Annotated in this window: 22 protein-coding genes and 2 tRNA genes; 14 read left to right on the top strand and 10 right to left on the bottom strand. The window is 61.4% G+C overall.

All coding sequences use genetic code 11. The features are described 5' to 3' along the window. Positions 1-25: 25 nt before the first annotated feature. A complete protein-coding gene (locus ACFFUC_RS05000; protein ID WP_377684106.1) occupies positions 26-433 on the bottom strand; it encodes a group III truncated hemoglobin in 408 nt (135 codons plus the stop codon). A gap of 55 nt (positions 434-488) precedes the next feature. Beyond that, positions 489-692 (bottom strand): hypothetical protein, encoded by a 204-nt coding sequence (locus ACFFUC_RS04995; RefSeq protein WP_377684103.1) that lies wholly within the window; start codon positions 690-692, stop codon positions 489-491. Positions 693-1228: 536 nt separating this feature from the next. Here ACFFUC_RS04995 and ileS point away from each other — a divergent pair. Together ileS and mgrA are read left to right on the top strand one after the other, a co-directional pair. Then, positions 1229-4141, top strand: a complete 2913-nt coding sequence (gene ileS / locus ACFFUC_RS04990) for an isoleucine--tRNA ligase (RefSeq protein ID WP_377684101.1) — start codon at positions 1229-1231, stop codon at positions 4139-4141. Then, a complete protein-coding gene (gene mgrA, locus ACFFUC_RS04985; protein WP_377684100.1) occupies positions 4141-5211 on the top strand; it encodes an L-glyceraldehyde 3-phosphate reductase in 1071 nt (356 codons plus the stop codon). Before ileS ends, mgrA begins: the two co-directional genes overlap by 1 nt. A gap of 76 nt (positions 5212-5287) precedes the next feature. Here the strand turns inward: mgrA and ACFFUC_RS04980 are convergent, their stop codons facing one another. Continuing rightward, positions 5288-7000, bottom strand: a complete 1713-nt coding sequence (locus ACFFUC_RS04980; protein ID WP_377684098.1) for a GT-B fold glycosyltransferase domain-containing protein — start codon at positions 6998-7000, stop codon at positions 5288-5290. Between the two features lie 159 nt (positions 7001-7159). After that, the gene (locus ACFFUC_RS04975) at positions 7160-7369 is read right to left on the bottom strand and encodes a hypothetical protein (protein ID WP_377684096.1); all 210 of its coding nucleotides are present in this window, start codon (positions 7367-7369) and stop codon (positions 7160-7162) included. 174 nt (positions 7370-7543) lie between these two features. Between ACFFUC_RS04975 and ACFFUC_RS04970 the strand changes: the two genes are divergently transcribed. Beyond that, positions 7544-8263 (top strand): Crp/Fnr family transcriptional regulator, encoded by a 720-nt coding sequence (locus ACFFUC_RS04970; protein WP_377684094.1) that lies wholly within the window; start codon positions 7544-7546, stop codon positions 8261-8263. A gap of 149 nt (positions 8264-8412) precedes the next feature. Here the strand turns inward: ACFFUC_RS04970 and ACFFUC_RS04965 are convergent, their stop codons facing one another. The 3 genes from ACFFUC_RS04965 to ACFFUC_RS04955 all read right to left on the bottom strand — a co-directional run bounded on the left by ACFFUC_RS04965 (position 8413) and on the right by ACFFUC_RS04955 (position 9824). Then, on the bottom strand, positions 8413-8694 hold the full coding sequence (locus ACFFUC_RS04965) for a DUF982 domain-containing protein (RefSeq protein ID WP_377684092.1): 282 nt from the start codon (positions 8692-8694) through the stop codon (positions 8413-8415). 523 nt (positions 8695-9217) lie between these two features. Further along, entirely contained in the window at positions 9218-9502 is a 285-nt protein-coding gene (locus ACFFUC_RS04960; protein ID WP_377684090.1) for a hypothetical protein, read from the bottom strand. 241 nt (positions 9503-9743) lie between these two features. Next, positions 9744-9824, bottom strand: a tRNA-OTHER gene (locus tag ACFFUC_RS04955). A 139-nt stretch (positions 9825-9963) separates the two neighbouring features. Here ACFFUC_RS04955 and ACFFUC_RS04950 point away from each other — a divergent pair. From ACFFUC_RS04950 to ACFFUC_RS04910, 9 genes are all read left to right on the top strand, one after another. Further along, positions 9964-11184: a tyrosine-type recombinase/integrase gene (locus tag ACFFUC_RS04950; protein ID WP_377684088.1), complete on the top strand. Its 1221-nt coding sequence runs from the start codon at positions 9964-9966 to the stop codon at positions 11182-11184. 36 nt (positions 11185-11220) lie between these two features. Beyond that, a complete protein-coding gene (locus tag ACFFUC_RS04945; RefSeq protein ID WP_377684086.1) occupies positions 11221-11514 on the top strand; it encodes a helix-turn-helix domain-containing protein in 294 nt (97 codons plus the stop codon). A gap of 422 nt (positions 11515-11936) precedes the next feature. After that, positions 11937-12149, top strand: a complete 213-nt coding sequence (locus ACFFUC_RS04940; RefSeq protein WP_377684084.1) for a helix-turn-helix domain-containing protein — start codon at positions 11937-11939, stop codon at positions 12147-12149. A 105-nt stretch (positions 12150-12254) separates the two neighbouring features. After that, positions 12255-12722 carry a hypothetical protein gene (locus ACFFUC_RS04935; RefSeq protein WP_377684082.1) on the top strand — a complete coding sequence of 156 codons (468 nt, stop codon included), beginning with the start codon at positions 12255-12257 and terminating at the stop codon, positions 12720-12722. Further along, complete coding sequence (locus tag ACFFUC_RS04930) at positions 12719-14197, top strand: AAA family ATPase (RefSeq protein WP_377684080.1); 1479 nt, start codon at positions 12719-12721, stop codon at positions 14195-14197. The genes ACFFUC_RS04935 and ACFFUC_RS04930 overlap by 4 nt, the downstream gene beginning before the upstream one ends. Before the next feature lie 334 nt (positions 14198-14531). Then, positions 14532-14852 carry a hypothetical protein gene (locus ACFFUC_RS04925; protein ID WP_377684078.1) on the top strand — a complete coding sequence of 107 codons (321 nt, stop codon included), beginning with the start codon at positions 14532-14534 and terminating at the stop codon, positions 14850-14852. After that, on the top strand, positions 14849-15154 hold the full coding sequence (locus ACFFUC_RS04920; protein ID WP_377684076.1) for a hypothetical protein: 306 nt from the start codon (positions 14849-14851) through the stop codon (positions 15152-15154). Before ACFFUC_RS04925 ends, ACFFUC_RS04920 begins: the two co-directional genes overlap by 4 nt. Before the next feature lie 8 nt (positions 15155-15162). After that, the gene (locus ACFFUC_RS04915; protein ID WP_377684074.1) at positions 15163-15429 is read left to right on the top strand and encodes a hypothetical protein; all 267 of its coding nucleotides are present in this window, start codon (positions 15163-15165) and stop codon (positions 15427-15429) included. 296 nt (positions 15430-15725) lie between these two features. Further along, positions 15726-17531: a hypothetical protein gene (locus ACFFUC_RS04910; protein WP_377684073.1), complete on the top strand. Its 1806-nt coding sequence runs from the start codon at positions 15726-15728 to the stop codon at positions 17529-17531. A gap of 7 nt (positions 17532-17538) precedes the next feature. Here the strand turns inward: ACFFUC_RS04910 and ACFFUC_RS04905 are convergent, their stop codons facing one another. From ACFFUC_RS04905 to ACFFUC_RS04895, 3 genes are all read right to left on the bottom strand, one after another. Next, a complete protein-coding gene (locus ACFFUC_RS04905) occupies positions 17539-18027 on the bottom strand; it encodes a hypothetical protein (protein ID WP_377684071.1) in 489 nt (162 codons plus the stop codon). After that, positions 18020-18514, bottom strand: a complete 495-nt coding sequence (locus tag ACFFUC_RS04900; RefSeq protein WP_377684069.1) for an ImmA/IrrE family metallo-endopeptidase — start codon at positions 18512-18514, stop codon at positions 18020-18022. The genes ACFFUC_RS04905 and ACFFUC_RS04900 overlap by 8 nt, the downstream gene beginning before the upstream one ends. Before the next feature lie 324 nt (positions 18515-18838). Further along, positions 18839-18922: transfer RNA gene (locus ACFFUC_RS04895), tRNA-Tyr, on the bottom strand. A gap of 115 nt (positions 18923-19037) precedes the next feature. On the opposite strand from ACFFUC_RS04895, the gene rlmB reads away from it, so the two are divergent. After that, a complete protein-coding gene (rlmB, locus tag ACFFUC_RS04890) occupies positions 19038-19847 on the top strand; it encodes a 23S rRNA (guanosine(2251)-2'-O)-methyltransferase RlmB (RefSeq protein ID WP_377684067.1) in 810 nt (269 codons plus the stop codon). Between the two features lie 164 nt (positions 19848-20011). Beyond that, entirely contained in the window at positions 20012-20437 is a 426-nt protein-coding gene (locus ACFFUC_RS04885; RefSeq protein ID WP_377684065.1) for a YHS domain-containing (seleno)protein, read from the top strand. The last annotated feature ends 179 nt before the right edge of the window (positions 20438-20616 follow it).

The raw sequence follows: 20616 nt of genomic DNA, 5'->3' as shown, positions 1-20616 counted from the left end.
CGCCCGGACGCCGCCTTGGCGCGCCTCAGCGCAGCGTCGGCGGACCTTCGGCGCGGCCCGGAGCGGGTCTTTCGACCACGCCCATGCGCAACCCCGCGCCGATTCGATGGGCCAGCGCCGACCACCCGCGTGCGGCATCTTCGGGGAGCGTCCGGCGCAGGCTTTCGTCAAAGAGCGCGAGCCACGGCGCGAAATGGTCGGGCCGGACATCGCCCGCGACCAGATGGGCGCGCATCGGACTGCCCTCGTAGCCGCGCTCGCGCAGGATCGCATTGCGCCAGAAGGCGGCGATCTTGGCCTCGTGCGCGGGCCAATCGGTGATATGGCGGGCGAAAATCGGGCCGAGAACCTCGTGACGACGAACCGCGCCATAGAAAACGGCGACGACACGGTCGATCTGTTCGGGGGTAACGGGAAGGCGCGGATCCATCATGCCCGCAATCTGGGACGGCGTCCGCGGTTTCGCAAGATGGCGGCGGCAATTCCCCTCAGGGCAGCCGCGTTCCCGCCAGAGGCGGAAGCAGATCGCCCGCAACCAGATGCGAGAGGCTGCCGCGCACCAGCGGCCATGTCGCCAGCGGCGCGAGCAGATGGTCGCGCAGCCACGGCAGGATGCGGCTGTCGGATTGATACATCGGCGTCAGCAGCGCGCTGAAAGGCCCGCCCCGGCGCATCCGTTGGATAGGAGACATCGAGGACGCGGCGCGTGCCCTTGCCCCCCGCTCTGCCTGCATCGCCATACATGCGCGAGATCGGGCTTGAAAGCGCACGCGCCTGCGCGCCCGCGCCCAGAAGATCGAGCACAGCAAGTCCGACCGGCTGGATCACCAGCCCCGAGCCCACCGGCCGCGGCGTGACGAAGCGCTCGAACAAGGTGACCGCGTGGCCGTCGGCGGCCGCCAGAAGGGCGAAACTCAGGCCGCCGATCCCGGCGCCGGCAATGGCGATGCGCAAACTCATGGGTCCTTGTTGCCAAAGCCCGCCACTTTGGCAAGGATCGCCCAGACAAATTGCCGCACATGGCGCGATGCCTGCGGATGGACCGACAGCGATCAAATTGGCCCGATGGATCGGGCGCGATCAGGCGCTTGATCCTCCTCGGGTCGGTTCCTATAACCACAGCCATGTTTATGACGGGTTTCAGCATTCGAATTAGCCGCCCGGCGGCGTAGGGGGTCCTCGCCGCCGGGATGCTTGCTGTCTGACCGTCTGCCAAAGGATTCCCGCCATGAGCGATACCACTTCGAACGCGCCCGATTACCGCGACACCGTCTTCCTGCCCGAAACCGAATTCCCGATGCGCGCGGGTCTGCCCGCCCGCGAGCCCGAATGGCTCGCCCGTTGGGAAGCCATGGACATCTATGGCAAGCTGCGCGCCAAGGCCGGCCGCAAGCCCTTCATCCTGCATGACGGCCCTCCCTATGCGAACGGCAACCTCCATATCGGCCATGCGCTGAACAAGGTGCTCAAGGACTTCATCACCCGCAGCCAGCAGATGATGGGCCGCGACGCGCGCTATGTTCCGGGTTGGGACTGCCACGGCCTGCCGATCGAATGGAAGATCGAAGAGCAATACCGCGAGCGCGGTCAAGACAAGGATGCGGTCGATACGGTCGAGTTCCGTCAGGAATGCCGCGCCTTCGCCCAAGGCTGGGTCGATGCGCAGCGCGAGCAGTTCAAGCGTCTGGGCGTGATCGGCAATTGGGACGATCCCTACCTCACCATGAACTTCCACGCCGAGGCGGTGATCGCGGCAGAATTCATGAAGCTTTTGATGAACGGCTCGCTGTATCAGGGCTCCAAACCCGTGATGTGGTCGCCGGTGGAACAGACCGCCTTGGCCGAGGCCGAGGTCGAATATCACGACCACACCAGCCATGCGATCTGGGTGCGCTTCAAGCCGGTCGGCGGCACGGGCGTTTTTGGCGGCGACAATCCGGCCTCGGTCGTGATCTGGACCACGACGCCCTGGACCATCCCGCAAAACCGCGCGGTGGCCTTTGGCCCCTCGATCGCCTACGGCGTCTATGCCGTCACCGAGGCCGACGAGAAATCGACCGCGACCGTCGGCGAGCATCTGGTTCTGGCCGATGCTCTGGCCGAAGGCGTTCTGGCCTCCGCCAAAGTCACGGGCTTCACCCGTCTGGGCGATGTCGCGGCAGCCGATCTTGAAGGCGTCATCCTCGCCCATCCTTACCGCGGCGTGGAAAACGGCGCGGGCGAATGGGACTATGACGTCCCCCTTCTGCCGGGCGATCACGTCACCGAGGATGCGGGCACGGGCTTTGTCCATACCGCGCCGAGCCACGGCGATGACGACTATCAGCTTGGCGTGAAATACCGCCTGCCCATGACCTATAACGTCGAGCCGGACGGCTCCTACCGCAAGGATCTTCCGATCTTCGGCGGCGAGGCGATCCTGACCCAAGAGGGCAAGGAAGGTCCGGCAAACGTCAGCAACATCAAGCAACTGGCCTATGCCGGTGCGCTGCTGGCCAAGGGCAAGATCAAGCATAGCTATCCCCATAGCTGGCGTTCCAAAGCGCCGGTGATCTATCGCAACACGCCCCAGTGGTTTGCCGCGATCGACAAGGATCTGAACGACGGCATGGATGCGCAGGGCAAGACCATCCGCGCCCGCGCGCTGTCCTCGATCGACGAGCTGGTGAAATGGACACCGCAGACCGGCCGCAACCGCATCCATTCGATGGTGGAAAACCGTCCCGACTGGGTGCTGTCGCGCCAACGCGCCTGGGGCGTGCCGCTGACCTGCTATGTCAAGAAAGGCGCCAAACACGACGCGCCCGATTTCCTGCTGCGCGACCAGCGCGTCAACGACCGCATCATCGCCGCTTTCGAGGCCGATGGCGCCGATGTCTGGTACACCGAGGGCTTCAAGGAGCGCATGCTTGACGGCATCGCGAACCCCGCCGACTACGACCAGATCATGGACGTGCTCGACGTCTGGTTCGACAGCGGCTCGACCCATGCTTTCGTGCTGCGCGACCGCGCCGACGGCGCGCCGGACGGAATCGCGGATCTCTATCTCGAAGGCACCGACCAGCACCGCGGCTGGTTCCAGTCGTCATTGCTGCAGGCCTGCGCGACCAAGGGCCGCGCGCCCTATCGCGGCGTGCTGACCCATGGTTTCACGCTGGACGAGAAGGGCATGAAAATGTCCAAATCGCTTGGCAACACCATCGTTCCGGCCGAAATCATCAAGGAATATGGTGCCGATATCCTGCGTCTGTGGGTGGCTCAGGCCGATTATACGGCCGACCAGCGCATCGGTAAGGAAATCCTCAAAGGCACCGCCGACAGCTATCGCCGCCTGCGCAACACCATGCGCTTCCTGCTGGGCAGCCTCGACGGTTTCGGCGATGCCGAAAAACTCGCGCCGGCCGAGATGCCCGAGCTGGAGCAATGGGTGCTGCACCGTCTTGCGCAGATCGACGCGCAGGTCCGCGAGGGCTATGACGCCTATGATTTCCAAGGCGTCTTCCAGACCCTCTTCCAGTTCGCGACGGTGGATCTCTCGGCCTATTACTTCGACATCCGCAAGGATGCGCTTTACTGCGACGCGCCCGCCAGCCTGCGCCGCCGCGCGGCGCGGACGGTGCTCGACATCCTCTTCCACCGTCTGACGGCCTGGCTCGCACCGATCCTGCCCTTCACGATGGAAGATGTCTGGCTGAGCCGTTTCCCCGGCGAGGACAGCTCGATCCACCTGCAGGACTTTGCCGAAACGCCCGCCGATTGGCTGAACGAGACGCTCGCCCAGAAATGGGAAACCGTGCGCCGCGCCCGCCGTGTCGTGACGGCCGCGCTGGAGATCAAGCGCACCGACAAGACGATCGGTGCCAGCCTCGAGGCCGCGCCCGTGGTCCATGTCGAGGATCAGGCGACACTGACCGCGCTGCAAACCAGCGATTTCGAGGATGTCTGCATCACTTCGGCCCTGACCCTGACCGCGGCAACCGCACCGGCCGACGCCTTCCGTTTGCCGGAAATCCAAGGGCTTGCCGTCGTCTTTGAACTGGCCGAAGGTGAGAAATGCGGGCGTTGCTGGAAGATCCTTCCCGACGTCGGTACGCATTTCCATCCGGGCACCTGCGCCCGCTGCAACGAGGTTCTTGGATAATGGCCCAACGTCCCCAAGCGAAGCCGCAAGTGCAATGGCGACCCGATCCCGAACGTCACGATCGGATGGTCTACCGGCGCTGCGGCCGCTCGGGGCTGATGCTGCCGGCCGTCTCGCTCGGCCTGTGGCACAATTTCGGCGAGGATACGCCCCATCAGGTCAAGCGCGCCATTTGCCGTGCCGCGCTTGACCAGGGCATCACCCATTTCGATCTGGCCAACAACTACGGCCCGCCTCCGGGCAGCGCCGAAGAGGCGTTCGGCCAGATCCTCGCCACCGATTTCGCGGGTCTGCGCGATCAGCTGATCATCAGCTCGAAAGCCGGCTACCGCATGTGGGAAGGCCCCTATGGCGAATGGGGCAGCCGCAAATATCTGATCGCGTCCTGTGACGCCTCGCTCAAGCGCATGGGGCTCGATTACGTCGATATCTTCTATTCGCACCGCTTCGATCCCGACACGCCGCTGGAAGAAACCATGGGCGCGCTGGATCATATCGTGCGCTCGGGCCGTGCGCTTTATGTCGGCATTTCGAGCTATAATACCCACCGCATGGCCGAGGCCGTGGCGATCCTCAAGGATCTGGGCACGCCCTGCATCATTCACCAGCCGAGCTACAATATGCTCAACCGTTGGGTCGAACGCGACGGGCTGCTCGATGCTCTTACCGAACGCGGCATCGGCTCGATCGCCTTCACGCCTTTGGCGCAGGGTATGCTGAGCGCGAAGTACCTCAAGGGCATCCCCGAGGGAAGCCGCGCCGCACAGGGGAAATCCATGTTCCCCGAATGGCTGACCGACGAGACGCTGGCGGCTTTGCGCGGGCTCAACGATCTGGCGGGCGCACGCGGGCAGACGCTGGCGCAAATGGCGGTGGCCTGGGTTTTGCGCAAAGGCGGCGTCACCTCGGCGCTGATCGGCGCATCCAAGCCCGAGCAGGTCGTCGATTGCGCGGGCGCGGTGCGCAACCTCGACTTCTCCGAGGCGGAGCTTGCGCGCATCGACGCTTTGGTCGCCCGTACCAGCAGCATCAACCTCTGGGCACAATCCTCGGAGGATGCGGGCGACTAAGCCCCGCAACCACGAACGGACATGAAAAAACCGCCAGCGCTTTGCGTCTGGCGGTTTTTTTCCGGTCCGGCGGGGCCTATTCGGCCATCCAGAGCTCGGCTTTTTTCAGGATATGGCGCACGGCCTTTTCCGCAAGCGGACGCCCGTCCGCGAACAGCGGCTTGATCTTGCTCCGCCCCTCTCCGCCGATCACGAAGCGCTGGAATGCCTTGTCCTTGACGAAAAGCGCCGCAATCTCGGGTCTGGTGGCGATAGCCTCGTAGGTCGCGATCGCCGCATCGGATTCGCAGGCATATAGCAACGCCAGACGCCGGTAGTGGCAAGTCATATCCCCGTCGAGCCCGTCCAGCTCCGGCCCGGGACGCCCGCCGCCAAGCGAATGGATCACCAAAGGCAACACCGCCTGATCCAGCCAAGGATCGAGGCTTTGGCAGGCCAGCGTCTCGCCCGGATCGTTGCGCACGCTCACCGCGGCATCAAGGAAGCGCTTGCCGAATTCGGCAGGATCGGCACCGAAGAACCAACCCGCGTTGAAATAGAGATAATGCTCCCAATGGTCGGCCGCGAAACTGTGATCGACCGAACCCGCGATCTTGAGACCGAAGCGGCTGTAAAGCGTGCCCCAGATATCGGCGAAATCGGGACCGTAGAGCGGCGGCTCGGGCCATGTTCCCTCGCGCTTCATCGAGGCCGAAGGACGGCGGAAGCGGAAGGCCACCTCGTCGATCGGGCCCAGCACCAGCGTATCGCTGTCGAAGAAGATGAAGGGCTGTTTGGCGGGCAAAATCGACAAAGCCTCGATCTTGTTGCCATAAGGATAGGCGCGGCCGAAGTGGCGGGCCGTGAAGGGGATGATCTCGGCGCCGTAGCCGGTCAGCAACGCGCGCTCGGCATCGGGGATGCGGGTATCCACACCGGCCCAAGCGCCTTCGGGCAAGGGCTCCGCGACGACCAGACGGCCCGCGAAATCGGGGGCGTTGCGGCGAAGGCTCGCCGCGAAGATCACCGCCTGCCGCGCAAGCCGTCCGGCCTGCGCCACGATCAGAATGGTGAAGGGCGGCACTTTGGCCGCGGCAGCTGGAGCTGGAGCCGGAGCTGGAGCCGGAGCCGGAGCCGGAGCGGCCTTTTCGCGCGGTGGCGCAAGCGCAACCGAATCGGTCAGAACGGGACGGCCGCCCTCTTTGGCAGGGCCCTTGGCGGGCGCAACTTGTGCCACGGGCGCGGCAGAAGCCGCTGCCGGCTTCCCTGCGGGCTTTGCGGCGACGGCTGCCGTCTTTTCGGGAGCTGCCTGACGTGCCACCGGCGCGCTGCCTGCCGAAGCCGCAGACGACGAAGCTGTCCAGGTCGGCGCGGGCTTGGACACACCCTGCCCCTTGCCCTCTTGGTCTTTCTGGCGGCCCTGCTGGCCGGTCTTGTCATTACCCTGCTGGCGCTGCGCCTTGCGCTCTTGCTGGCGTGCGAGGCGCTCTGCGGCTTTGCTGTCAGCGGTCGCGGGCCGACCTTCGGCCTGACGCTGCTTCCCCGCGCCCCGGGCTTTCGCCGCGCCGTCTCCGCCAACCTTTTTATCCGGATTCCCGCCGCCTTTACCCTCGGGCTTTCCTGCGGCATTGCCGCCCTGCTTTGCAGCCCCCTTGTCGGCGGGCTGGGCTTTGCGTTCGGCCTGACGGGCAGCCTTGCGCGCCTCGCGCTCGGCTATATTCGCGGCTTTGCGCGCAGCGCGCTCTTCGCTGCTCTTTCCTTTACCCGCTGCTTGCGCCTCGGGGGTCTTGTTCTTATCGCCTGCTGGCATCGCGCTTCTCCGCAAGAAACAATGGCCGTTGGCGTGACCCTAACGTCAAGGAAGGCCGAAAGGAACCGCGATTAGCAGCCGGACGCCATGTGAACGGGGGCAAGGAAGGGCAGAAAAATCAATGCGGTCGACGGCAAAAATTAATGCGACTTATTTTAATTAATCGGCATATTCGCGATTGGCATAGAGCGTCAAAAGCGCCCCTCTGGCCATTTCCGGCGTAACACGGCCTTCAACGCCCGAGCGGGTGATTGTTTCAAGCTTGGCCTGAATGGATTCGAGGCTCACGCTTTCTCCACGTTTTTGCAAAGCGAGCATCACCAACCCAATTGTGAAGGCGGCCATATCGGGATTTTTCATATGCGGCATATAATTTTCTCAACCTCGACGGGAAAGCGGAGACAGCCCCATTTCCCGAGAGCCTCCGTCCCAAACCCGAGGCTTTCATTGCGAAGGCCTAGCTTCAAGTGCAGATTATGATTGTTAAATTTTCGACATTTCTTCAGAGTTCTGCATTCGATTACAGCAACCGAGGGACGCCCGATGAAATCCGCCAGCACCGATCCCCTTTTGCTCGAAATTTTCCACCGCTCGGGATGGTTGTCCGAGCGCAAGGCCGGCTTTCGCGACGCCCTTTTGACCTCGGGCTATAGCCAGAGTTATCAGACCGGCCAATTCACCAATCATCTCGGCGATGAACTCGGCGGAATTTTCGGGGTTATTCAGGGGAGCTTCGGGGTTATCGGGCAAAGCCCATCGGTCGGCGTGGTGCTCGGCCATATTTACCGCAGCGCCGGCTGGTTCGGAGAGGGCCCGCTGATCACGCGCCGGCCGCGCATGCTGTCTTTCAAGGCGATGGAGCCGTCGCTTGTCCATTACATCCCGCTCAACGAGCTCGACCACCTGCTCCGCCATTTCCCCGGAGCCGAGACCGAACTGATGTCGCTGGTCGCCTATAGTTCGCAGATCGCGGTGGATGCGATGGCGGATCTGTTGATTCGCCGCGCCGACCGCCGCATCGCCGCCGTGTTGTTGCGCGTGACCGATGCGCAAAGCGCCGTTCCGACCGGCAGTGGACAGAGCGGTCCCTCGGGCTGTTTCGTCACGCAATCCGATCTTGCCGAGATGGCCAATGTCTCGCGCCATACGATCAACGCTGTGCTGAAGAAGTTCGAGGCCGAAGGCTGGATCAAGACGGGTTACGGCCGGATTTCTGTCTGTAGCGCGGCCGATCTGCGCAATTTTCTGGTCGACGACGGCTGAAGTGACGAAACCCGCGCACGGTTTTTTGCCGTGCACGGGTTCCGGTGGATGCCACCAGCGGGCCGCAACGGCCCGAAGCGGATAGGAAAACAGCACCCCGCCCGATGCGTCGATGCGCGGGCTTGGGGCAACAGCCTTCGTGATGCGGATTACGCCGGAACGGCGCTTTCATCGCGCGGCTTGCTATGGTCGATCACGTCGTAGTCAGCGGCTTTCGCGGCTGCCGCGAAGGCGGCACGGGCCGCTTGGACCGGCGTCATACATTCCATGGCGCCGTTGATCATCGCCAAGGCACGTTCGCGCGCCTCGTCGACCACGGGCCACCGTTTGATCAACCAATATTTCGCTTGCTCGATGGTGGAGATTTTATGGAAATCGCCGCTTTCCGCGGCAACGAGTGTCAGGGGTTTTCCCCAAATTATTTCTATCATGGTATCTATCTGGGCATTCTAACAGGTTGTTTCAAGAAGGGGTTCGGCAGGATACGGGCCTGGATCTAGCGCTCGCGGATTAAAATATCATTAAAATCCATAGAGTTGTTTGCGCACCGATCGGTTCGGCCCTGCCCCGAAGTCCGGTTTCCGTCTCTTGTGCGATCCCTGCGATCGCCACCGGCAGACGGTCCCTTCCTGCGAAACTGACTTTTGTACAGCTATTCAAAACCTATACAAAGACAGTATTCTGACTGGGTAACGATTGTTCACTTGTTCAACATTGCCTTGGTATCGATTCGTTGCTTTCCTTCTGACCAGCCACCGAAAGCGCGCTCTCTGGCTGGTCAGCCAATAGCGAAGCAAAGTGACAAAGACATAACGCTCCAAAACGGCGAAGGTTTCCTGCACATCTTGGAGGGGCGGTTTTCAGCCGGTCCCCCTACGGCCGGAAGCTCCACGAAACGCTCACGCCACCGACAAACCGCAACAACAGGCGCATTCAGTCGTCTGAACGAGGGTTTCAGTCCCGCAGCCGCAAAAGCTCGCGCTCCAGCTGGTCCAGAGCCTCTGCAAAGGCTTCGCGCGGGTCACAGGCGTCTTCGCCCAACCCGTCGCGGCACAGACGATCGCGCGATTCGGCCAAAGCCCCGAAGATCCGCGACCAAGCGGGGTGGTCATCCGCAATCAGGCGCCCATCGAGATGGGCCACACCCAACGCATGCAGATAGACAGGCCGGTAGGACGGCCTGCGGATCGCCTCGTCGCGCATGTCGCGTAGTCGCTTGTGGATGGCGATCTTGGTCATGACGTCTATTTAGGAACGTTCGACGCGGTTCCAAGGGCTGCCACGACGTCCGCAGAGCCGATCATCGTAATCCGTGAAGCCGCAATTTCCGGTGCAGAACCCGCAGTCAAAATCTGGCGGAATTCCGGTTCATGACCATCGGATAAAGCATCGTTCAAGGGATGTTCGGGAAGGTCCGCTTGCGGTGATCCTTGCCCTTTCGGGCCACCACATCCTTGATTTCATTGAGAAAAGAAGGAAGTGGTGGGCGACCCTGGAATCGAACCAGGCATGGGTCTCCCCGGCGGAGTTACAGTCCGCTTTTTCCATTCACTCACAACCCCTAAGACACCCTAACTGACACCTAACTATCTGAGAAATATAGGACAGATCCGCGTTTCGACTACTACCAGCCCTCCCTACTTCTGATTACAGTGCTTACAAATTGCTTACATAGCGGGGTTGTTATGGCTGAAAACAGGATGAAGCTCACCAAGGCCAGCGTTGCGACCATCGAGGCCGACCCACTCCGGCAAGTTCTCGTTTGGGACACCGAAATCCGAGGCTTCGGCCTGCGTGTTTCACCTGGCGGAGCGAAGGCCTATGTCATGCAGCGGCGCGTTGGCAGAACCTCACGGCGTGTCACGATCGGTCGAGCCGACGATATGAGTGCAGAGGCCGCGCGCAAGAAAGCCACACTACTGGCCGCCGAGTTCGCCGAAGGCGTCGACCCGATCGCAGTCAAGAAAGAGCGCGCGCGGCGCGGCACAACCCTCAGGCAGGCTGTAGAAGCGTACATAGCTGCACCAAAGAAAAAGGGAGTGGGCAAAGGCGGCGAAAAGAAGGCCCGCACACAGCGCGATATTCGTCTCGTTATGGGCCGCAAATTCGGCGACTGGCTGGACCGGCCCGTTACCGACTTCACCGAGAGCATGGTGAAAGAGCGTCACGCCGCGCTCGCCAAGGAAAGCCCCGCCCAAGCCAACCTCGCCTTCCGCTACTTCCGGGCGACGATCAACCACTTGATCGCCGACACCGACGAAGGTGCAGCCCCCATCATCAAGTCCAATCCCGTGACCCGCCTCAACCGGACCAACCAATGGGCCGACGTGCGGCCGGCAAAAGGCCGGATCCCCGATCGCGGAATTCCCGAATGGGTGGCCGCCGTGAAGTCCGGCCTCGGCGAATTGACGCTGGGCTCGGAGATGCGAGACGCGCTGCTGTTCATGCTTCTGACCGGCGCCAGGGTCGGCGAGCTGTTTGGATCAGCCAAAGACGGCTACCCCGCCCTGCGGTGGTCCTCCGTAGATCTACGGCACGACAAAGTGACATTCCCCGACACAAAGAACCGCCTCGACCACGAGCTGCCCTTGCCGGTTCAGCTAAAGGCGCTGCTCCTCGACAGAAAGAAGCGCGCCGGGACCGAGTTCGTGTTTAGCGATGCGAGTGGGCGTCTGCCCTCCGACCTGCGCCCCGCGCTCCGGCGCCTCGAGGAGATCACCGGGATAGGCATTACGGCTCACGACCTGCGCCGCACCTTTGCAAGCGTTGCCAGCAAGTTGGACATATCCACTTACAAGGTGAAGCGCCTCACGAATCATATTAGCGGCAATGACGTGACCGCCGATTATGTCGATGTCGAGTTCGACGACCTGCGCGAGGCGATGCAACGAATCGAGAACCATATGCTGCGCACCGTGTGAAAAAATTCCCCAACTACAAAAAGGTTCATTCAAGAAATGAAGCTCCTTACGGAACCAGAAGTCGCAGAGCTTTTGCGCTGCTCGACAACAAAGATTAAGCGACTGCGCTTAAGCGGCGCGCTAGCTTACTACGTGGGACGGCCAACTTTAATCGCCGAGACCGATCTTCTGGCCTATTTGGAAACCATCAGGCGAAACGCTGAACCACCCCCACCCCCAACATCCGAACAGAAAGCGAGAGCAGACCTTCAGAGCGCCCGCGAGTGGGCAATAAAGGCGAAGCTCAAGCGGAGTTGGGGAACCAAGCGAGGGAGCGGCCCCAAAAAATAACGCGCTGCCTTTATCGGCCTCGATACGCGACCTCGCTTCGGTAAGGCGATCAGCACCGGCCGCAGCGCTGCAAGAAAAGGCGATATACAACTGACATACACACATTAACGTTTTTCAGCGCAATTAAGAACACTTAGCTTTACCTCGGCGCATCGACCGGAAAACACCCCGCTCCGGACAAGCGACATACAATAGACATACACTTTAAAATCAATCACTTAGATCAAAACAGCATTGACTAGAGGGCCCTCGACGGTGTAACGTAAACCTTAGTGGGGTTGCGAGTTTTTCAACTTTGCGCGGACTAGGTACACGGCTAACAGGATGCAACATGATTTAATTTACTCGCCGAAAAGCGAGTGACCGCACCGCCCCATCTAGAATATCCCGCCGCTTATCAGCGCATAGATGGAGCAAAGCCCGTGAACAAAACCCTCATCCCTGAAAACATGACAGTTGCAAGGCTTCTCACCCAGAAAGAAGTAGCCGAAATTCTTGGCGTTTCGGAAAAGTGGATCGAGCGCGACCGTTGGGTGGAACGACGTATTCCTTTTACCAAGATCGGCAGGTCTGTCCGGTATCGCGCCGCGGACCTTAACGCTTACATCGACGCCAACACGCGAATCTTCGATTAAAAAACACCGCCACTCCGGGACGGGAGCGGCGGCGCTATTAAATCTGGTGGTGACCTAGAAAAACAATAGCGACACACGCTCTTGCCCGCAAGTAAAGAGGCAAGAATGAAAAATCCTAACGCAGAGGCGCAAGCCAGATACCGCGCCAGAAGCACGCTGAAGTTGTCGTTTTTCGACCGCATGGATTCCCAACGGATTGCGCAGCTCCGGCTGACGTTTTCCGACGCGCCCGTCTCCACCGAGCAAAGCTTGATCCGCACCTATCTCGAAAATCATCCCTGCTGCTACGCCGGCATCGCTGACGTTTGGATGCCGGCCTCGCCTCTCGCGGCTGGCGAGCCGCGTCCGTGGATCGTCAGCTATGACGGCGACGAAGAGAACGGCCGCTTTTGCGCCGCCGTTGCTCTGGCCGCGCTGTCCAGCGTCACGAGCCTGCCTGTGGCGGCGCACGTCTCCGGGACGCCTCTTTCGGCTCCCGCGAAGCTCATGACCGCCGCCGACCCGCTTGTCGCGCAGGTGTCGGCCGAGATCGCCGACTTGAAGCGTCTCGGGCTTTGGGGGCGTCACGCATGACCTCCGTGACGTTTGAGAAAAAGGAAAACGCGCCGCCTTCGGCTGGGTATATTGGCGCCGAATTCTTGACATGGCTTGACCCCAGCGGGACCCACAATCTTGTAGCCATGGATCCGGAGGCCGGCCCTGTCGAAGCGCACACGTTCGTCAAGGCCGACCCTGTCGAATTGGCGCAGTGGATCGACGCCAGAGCGGGGCGTCTGAACATCTACTATACGGTGAATGAGGTCAGAGAGAGCCTCGGGTCTCGCAAGCCGACAAAAGCGGATATCATCGCTGTGCGCGCGCTGTGCGCGGATATCGACCCGGCTTCTGGCGTCGACCTCGACACAGAGCGCGCCCGCATTCTCGAGGGCTTGCAAGGCTCAACTGTGCCCTTTGGTGTCATCGTCGATAGCGGGGGAGGCTTCCAGGCGCTGGCCGTGCTGTCGAACAAAATGCCGATGACGCCCGACACGCAGGAATGGGCGGAGAGTCACGGCCGCGGTCTGGCGGTAGCGCTGGGCGGAGATAATGTGCAAAACGTTGATCGTCTTCTGCGACTGCCTGGCCCTGATAATATCCCTAGCCCAGCGAAGCGCGCTAAAGGGCGGCAACAGCGAAAGGCGCAGATCGCAATGCGGAGCGATCTGCGCGCCAGCGCTGCAGAAATCGAGGCCGCGATTCGGCCCGTGCAAAAGCCATCATCGGACAATGACGCATCTATAACCGCAGCCATTGCCGAAATTGAGTGCTCTGGGTTTGATCATGGCGACGAATACCTCGACCTCCCCAGCGAACTGCGTGAACGCTTCGAAGCAGATCAACAGGCAGACGGGCGTCTGGCGCGTCTTTGGAATAGCGGAGAGATCAATCACCATAACCCGTCTGGCTCGGAATACCGGATCAAACTCGCTGGCCTTCTCAAGGCTCAAGGGGGCTACAACGCCGAAGACTATGCGTCGTTGGCGCGAATTTGGCGCTTCGCGAACATGCACCGTTACGGCCGAGAAAAAGTCGTGCGCGAGCTTGGCCGCGATTGGGGCAAGGCAGAGTCGGCCGCCACTGTAATGGACCCGTCTGTCTGGTTCTCCGTTGTCGATAAGGCCGACGAGACGTTGGACGAGCCGGCTTCGGGACGGCGCCGCCTGTCTGTTATGACGTTTGCCGAAGCCGTAGCCTGCGCACTAGACGACAGCGTAGAGCCTTTGGTGGACGGATGGCTCGATGTCGGCGCGGTTTCGGTGTTCTACGGTCCAAGCAACGTGGGGAAAACCTTCGTGGTCCTGGATCTAGCGTTCTCCGTCGCGAACGGCTCGCCTTGGGCCGGAAACCAAACAAAGCGCAGTGGCGCGCTGTATGTTGCGGCGGAGGGAGGCAATGGAATTTTGAAGCGCCTCGCCGCCCTTGAAAAAACGCGCGGCAGGCTTCTGCCGAACAGAACGGCACCTTCGCCTAAGAAGATGCGCACGCGCAAAAGTTTTAGAAATCTCTGAATGAACTGTCGCAGGAGCGCCGACAGTAGTATTATGATACCTCAACGCTCCATTACTCATTTCAGGCTTAGCGGGACGCACAGTTGTGGCTATTCAAGGAAAACGCAGGACATCGCCGGTGACCATTGAGGCCGGCAGGCGGGCCCTTCGCGCTTACAACGCGCGTCGGCACCTCCTTCCCAAATGCGGCGCTACGACAAAGAGAGCCGGCCTCCCGTGCGCTCAGACAGCAATGGAAAACGGCCGCTGTCGCTATCACGGCGGGAAGACCCCGAAGGGCAAGGATTGGCACCGGATCACGAGGCCGGCGAACGCAGACAAGGCAACCGCGAAAATGGGAACGCTCGAAAGGCGCGCAAAGCAGCGCGCCCAGCGCCTCGCAAAGATGACGGCCGAGGAACAGGCGCAGTATCGAGCTTGGCGTCAGAGCCACACTCCTGGCCCGCCAGAGGCCCGAGAGGCGCGCAAGCAGCAGCGGAAGCAGAACGCCGAGATCCGGGCGCGAGGGGCCGCACACGCCCGCTCTGAGCCCTCTGCCGAAATGCGGGCGCTTCTCGACCGGATCACCGATCTAAAGGCCATGCAGAAAGAGTTGACGAAGCAAACCGAACAAATGGTCGAGGACGGCCGCGAGGAATGCGAGATTTTTAGATGACGAACGATCGAAACCCGCGCGACCGGATGATGGACGAGCTAGTTCCTCTTTCGATCGATGGACTGCGCAACATTCTGACCGATCCCAGCGCTAAAAATGCCGACAAGATCAGCGCGATAAAAGTCACGTTGTTGCACACGTTGGGCGCGGGAGCCGCGGGGGTCGTCAAGAACCCCGAAGACATGACGCGGCAAGAATTAGACGACCGCATCTTGGAGTTGCGCGCGAGGCAGGTTTATTTGGCGCAAGGGGCAAAGCTCGTCGAGCATATGCCCTCCGCGCTTCCCGACATTTTTGAATGAGGTCGCACATGGAAACCAAAGATTCCGCTCTGTCAAAAAGCATCGACACCTTGGAGCAGGTCCTTGTCGATGAAAACGCTACCAATGCGGAAAAGCTCAGAGCTGCCGAGGCGGTGTTACAGCTCACCTTGCTGTCTCCCTCCGAAATCCTCGAGCGATGCGCGCAAGAGCTGACAGACGGGGAAACAGTGGCGCTCATATCCAGGCTTCGTGGGCGCCTCGCCGAGACGGGGAACGGCCCCCGCCTAGCATCGGTCACAGCGGGGCAGACTTAAATCTCCGGCGGGCATCACCGCTCCCAAGCTTGCAATATCGCATCCGAAGCCGAGGGGTCGCCTTTGATGCGCCATATGACCGCGCGGGAGAGGCCGGTAGCTTTGGAGATTTCAGACAGCCCCGCCCCCGAGCTGATCATATCGAGAACCGTGTCGAACTGTGACCGGTTAAAACTTGGCTTGCGGCCTCGGTACTTCTGTTTTGCGTCCGGCTGCGCCTTCGCATGGCCCCCGGCGCGGCCGGCGTGCGTCGCTAACGCAATACGGCAGCGGTCGGCGACTTCATCCGGAACTTGGTGCCTGACGGCGACGGCGCGACTTTCCTGTCCTCGGTCCGCAATGCAGCTAACGACGCGATCGACACCGCACAGACAGCGGCGCGCACTGCGCGAGGTCGGCTGGACGAAGCCCTCGACATCGTGCGCCCGCGCATGCAGCCGGTCGACCGCGGCCAGCAGATCCGCGATGATCTTGGCGCGCTGTTTGAGGATCGCTCTGCCGAGTACCGTCGAGCTTATGACGCGAGAGACGCGGCCATGGCGGGCGACCGCATCGAAGCGGGGGCGCCTCATGAAGCCTTGCAGAAGAAAGCGGCCGAGCTGACGACCTACGAACGCGAAGCCTATGTCCCCGCCGACATTATGGACAGCGCGCGCAAATTGGCGCCGGAGACGGCCTCCGCGCCCCAAGAAACGGGGTTGGTGGATATGTTCGGCGCCCCCATCCTGCGCCCCCAAGATGCCCCGCCGACCGAGATCCCGCTATCCGAGGCACTGGCGTTGCGGCACGGCCTCACGACCCGCCAGCGCGAAGCCCTGGCCGCCGGCCGCGCGCCCGAGCACCGCACGCTGTCGCAACTGTCCGACGAGCTTCGCAGCACGATCGACGACGCAATGTCTCCCGAAACGCGGGCGTTGGACGCTCAGGCCCGCGAACTGCGGCGCGGAGTGGCGGCCGATTTCGAGGACGGCAACCTGCCGTCGCGCATCCTTGGCACAACCGCCCGCGGGCGCGACCGGCTTCCGGCCGAGACGATCGGCCCGCGCGTCACCGGAGGCGAGACACCCTATCGCGACACGATGCGGTTGGTCGGCGACCGCGAAGGAACCCGCGCCGCCGTGCGCGACCAGATATTGGCCGATGCCCAGAACGCTGGCGCGATGCGAAATCAAGATTCTCTTAACCGCTTCTTTGCCGATCGGGCCTATGCTGTGGGTGATTTTCCGGACGTACGCGCCGGGCTGGAGGCCGCCGGCGCCAGCAAGACAGCATTGGATCAAGCCGAGGACTTTGCCCGTGTGCAGAAGGCGCGCTACGGGCAAGGCACCAATACGCCGGTGGGTAAGTTCACCCGTCATGATGACACCGGCGTCGCGGATGCGATGCGCGGCGTCTGGAAATCGGCGCGCCCCGGCGACGACATCAAAGAAATTCTCGATACCGCGGGCCGATCGCCCGAGAACCTTCGGAATGCGCGCGCCGCGTTCTTTGAGGACTTGGCACGCACAACGACGAACAGCGCGCACGACGCCGCCGGCAACACCGTGTGGAATGGCCGCGTGCTCGACGGCTTCCTGACGAACAAGAAAGTTCAATCGGTGATGGACGAACTATGGTCCGGTCCCAAGCAGAGGGAGCACCTAGAGCAACTGCGCGAAATCGGCGCGGCGCTGATAGACAGTGAAAGTGCGCTGCGGGCAAAGCCGCCGGCGTCCTCCGGAACCGCGTCTATCAGCTTGCAGGGCAAAACCGATCCGGCATTGACCGCCACGTCTGTCGCCTCGACGCTGCGCAGCGTGTCGCGGGGGCAGATCTCCAAGCCGATCGCGGGAATCCATCTTCTCTCGGGCTGGATCCGGGGCCGGTCCTCGAAGGTTCAAGCCGCGGCAGTCAACGAGCTGATGACCAAGGCCATGGACGACCCCTCCTTGGCCGCTAGCCTGCTGCGCAAATACAACCCGCGGGACGCCGAGCTTATGGGCCGCCGACTGCTCCGGAAATGGGGTTTGCGAATTCCGCATCTGGCCAACATCGTCAACGAGCAAATCGGCGGCTACGGGGACGCGGAACAAGCTTTCGACAACTTCATAGAAGCTGATTGAAGGTACCCTACTGGCGGGGATCCAGGTCCTTAAAGAGGGACTTCACTACGATGAAGGCCAGACCAATAATTTGGCCGAGGTTTTGGACAAGAAGAATGGGGAGCAACCATTGGTATTCAGTAAAATCCCAAGCCCCAGCGCCCACTCTCCAGAGCAGAATCCATTGGAACACAATCATTCCGCCAAGAACCCGCATAAGAAACTTGGACCAAGTGCCCTTGTATCTGTAATGGTCTTGCAGGCCTTTAAGGTGCGCCCAAGCTCGCTCAGAATCTGCCGCGCGAACCTCAAAATCGTTCGCATAAGCTGCCTCATCTTCCCATCTGTCCTTAACCTCGTCAGGGGTTGCGTGCTCAAACTGCTTAAGCAGCTCGTCAAGCGTCGGAAGCTTCACGTCGAAATGAGAATCTGCACCAAGAGAGTCGAAGTCTATCACGTTGTCAGAGGCCGCCGTGGACGGCTCGCTGTGCTGGCTAGTCTCGTGCTCGTTAGACATTCCTGATGCGGTATCCCATCATGGTTGGGGAGACCCCAAACGCTCGAGCTAGATCTTGAACGGGAGCTTTCTTGATCGGCGCAAGCAGTCTTTCCGGCACCAGTAGGTTGGCCGCAAAACAGTTGGCTTCTTTTTCATACACGTTGTCGCGATCTGGGTGAGCGAACCTTGGAAGCACGGGGTAACGCGCCGGGTCTGTTAGGAAAAGTTCCTTGTGCAGCAACCAATGTCCGAGCTCGTGGGCGATCGTAAACTGCTGCCTCTCGGACCGATCGTCGCGATTGACGTAGAGCTTCGCGTTCTCAAAATCACAAAAGCCGGCGACAGTCGCCGCATGGGGGCCGAAGTCTGCAAACACAACATCGACGCCGGATTGCTCGGCGATCTGATAAACGGGAACAGGCGGAGACTTCAGCTTACCCGTTAGATTATTTGCCGTTTCAGCTGCCAACTGCCACCGCGGGCGGGCAGCGCGCTCCTCAACCATGAACCCCCTCCTTGTTGGCTCGAGACGATCGCAGACGGTTTCGATCGAGTAAATCCATGCTAGCGCGCAAATGCTAGCAAAATATGAATGTGTCAAGACGCGAGCTTGCGAAGTGCAGACGGCTTGCCTCTAGTGAACCGCGATCAGCTCCGTGATGACGTGAAAAACGCGAGTTTCACACGGAGCCATACGGCTAGGCCGCCGCCAGTCCCGCTCAAGCGTCCAACTGAGCTTCTATCTACGGTGGTTACTTATTGCTTACACGTCGGGACTTCACGCTCCCCTTGAGCTTGAAGATCACCAGCTAACCTATTGAAAGGAAAGTGGTGGGCGACCCTGGAATCGAACCAGGCATGGGTCTCCCCGGCGGAGTTACAGTCCGCTGCCGCACCTTGCAGCACGTCGCCCGACGCTGGGGGGTAAGTAGCCGCAGCCACTGGGGGGGTCAAGGGCCGAATTCCATTTTTAGTTGCGAACTTTGCCCCTTCGTCGCAGGAAGGGGCAAAGTGTAAGGAATATTGCCATGAGCCACCCCCCGCAGAAGGCGAAAAAGCCGACCTGGGTCATTGATAAGGAGCGCGCAAAGCGTGCCGCAGCCGCCGAAACGGTCTGGTTGTTCGGTCTGCATGCGGTTCGGGACGCTTTGGCGAATCCCAAGCGCGAAAAGATTCGCCTCGTCGTGACGCAAAATGCGCTCGACCGTCTGGGAGAGATCCCTGCCGAAGCGGCCGCTGCCGTCTCGCCCGAGATCGTCGATGCCCGCACCTTCGACAAACATGTCCCCCTGCCGCCCGAAAGCGTGCATCAGGGCGCCGCGCTCGAGGTCAAGCCGCTCAAATGGGGCTCCTTGGCCGATCTGGCGCTCGAGGGTGCAGGCAAGCCGCTGCTGGTCGCGCTGGACCGCGTGACCGATCCCCATAACATCGGGGCGATTCTGCGCTCGGCCGAGGTTTTCGGCGCGCGGGCCGTCATCGCACCTGCCCGTCACTCCGCGCCCGAAACCGGCGCTCTGGCCAAAACCGCCTCGGGCGCGCTCGAGCGCCAGCCCTATCTGCGCGTGGTCAACCTTGCCGATGCGCTGATCGAACTGCAGGGCATGGGCTATATCGTCATCGGCCTCGACGGTACCGCGACCGAAGACCTCTCGGAGGTGCTGGAGCCGATCAAGGGCCGCGCCATCTGTCTGGTACTGGGCGCCGAAGGCCCCGGCCTGCGCGAACGCACGCTCGAGACCTGCGACAAGCTGGCGCGCATTCCCTATGCCAGCGATTTCGGCTCGCTCAACGTCTCGAATGCGGCGGCAATCGCGCTTTATTCCGCATCACGCGGCTGAGGCCGATTGTCACTTCAACGGCATTGGCAGGCCGCGCGTGTTGAGAATCGCCGCGCGGCATGCCACTTGCGTGAAAGCGGGAGAGCGGCGCCGACGGCGCGGCCTCCCCTCCCCTTCTAGTGGTCCACCCAAGCTCCGACGCTATAGCCCGTCCAAGGATTGCCATGATTCGTCGTCGTCGTTTCGCGATTCCCCTTGCCGCCGCATCCTGCCTGCTGCCCGTGACGGCATCGGCGCAGGATTGGGCGCTCAACGGCATGGATCCGGTCGCCTACCGCGCCAAAGGCGAGGCCGTGCCCGGTCAGGGCAATATCGTCACGCTATGGCACGGCATGGCCTGGCACTTTTCGTCGGAAGAGAATCGCGCCTCATTCGAGGCCGATCCGCGCGCCTATGCGCCTGCCCTCGACGGCAATTGCGTCATCGCCATGGCCGAAGGACGCGCCGAACCGGGGGATCCGCGTTTCTTCGTCATCATCGAACAGCGCACCTATCTGACGCGTTCGGCGGCTGCCCGCGACCGGCTGCGCCGCGATCCCAAACAGCTCTTGCGGGCTGCGGAAGCAACCTATGCTGGTGAATCGCGATAAATTCTCACTTTCTCGCGAGTGCTATGGAACTTTTACGCAACAGTTCTAATTTAATTAGTGAGCATGACCACGGAACGGTCTTGCTCTGATCACTGTCCCTCGTTCCGCGACTGCGCCCGGCGATTTACTCGACCGGGCGCTTTTTCTATGCGACAGAGCGTCCACCAGAAATGGGAGGA

This window comes from Paracoccus cavernae, assembly GCF_042430175.1.
GTDB lineage: Bacteria > Pseudomonadota > Alphaproteobacteria > Rhodobacterales > Rhodobacteraceae > Paracoccus > Paracoccus cavernae.
Note: the sequence above shows the minus strand (reverse complement) of the source record. Positions and strands in the feature narration are given on the sequence as shown.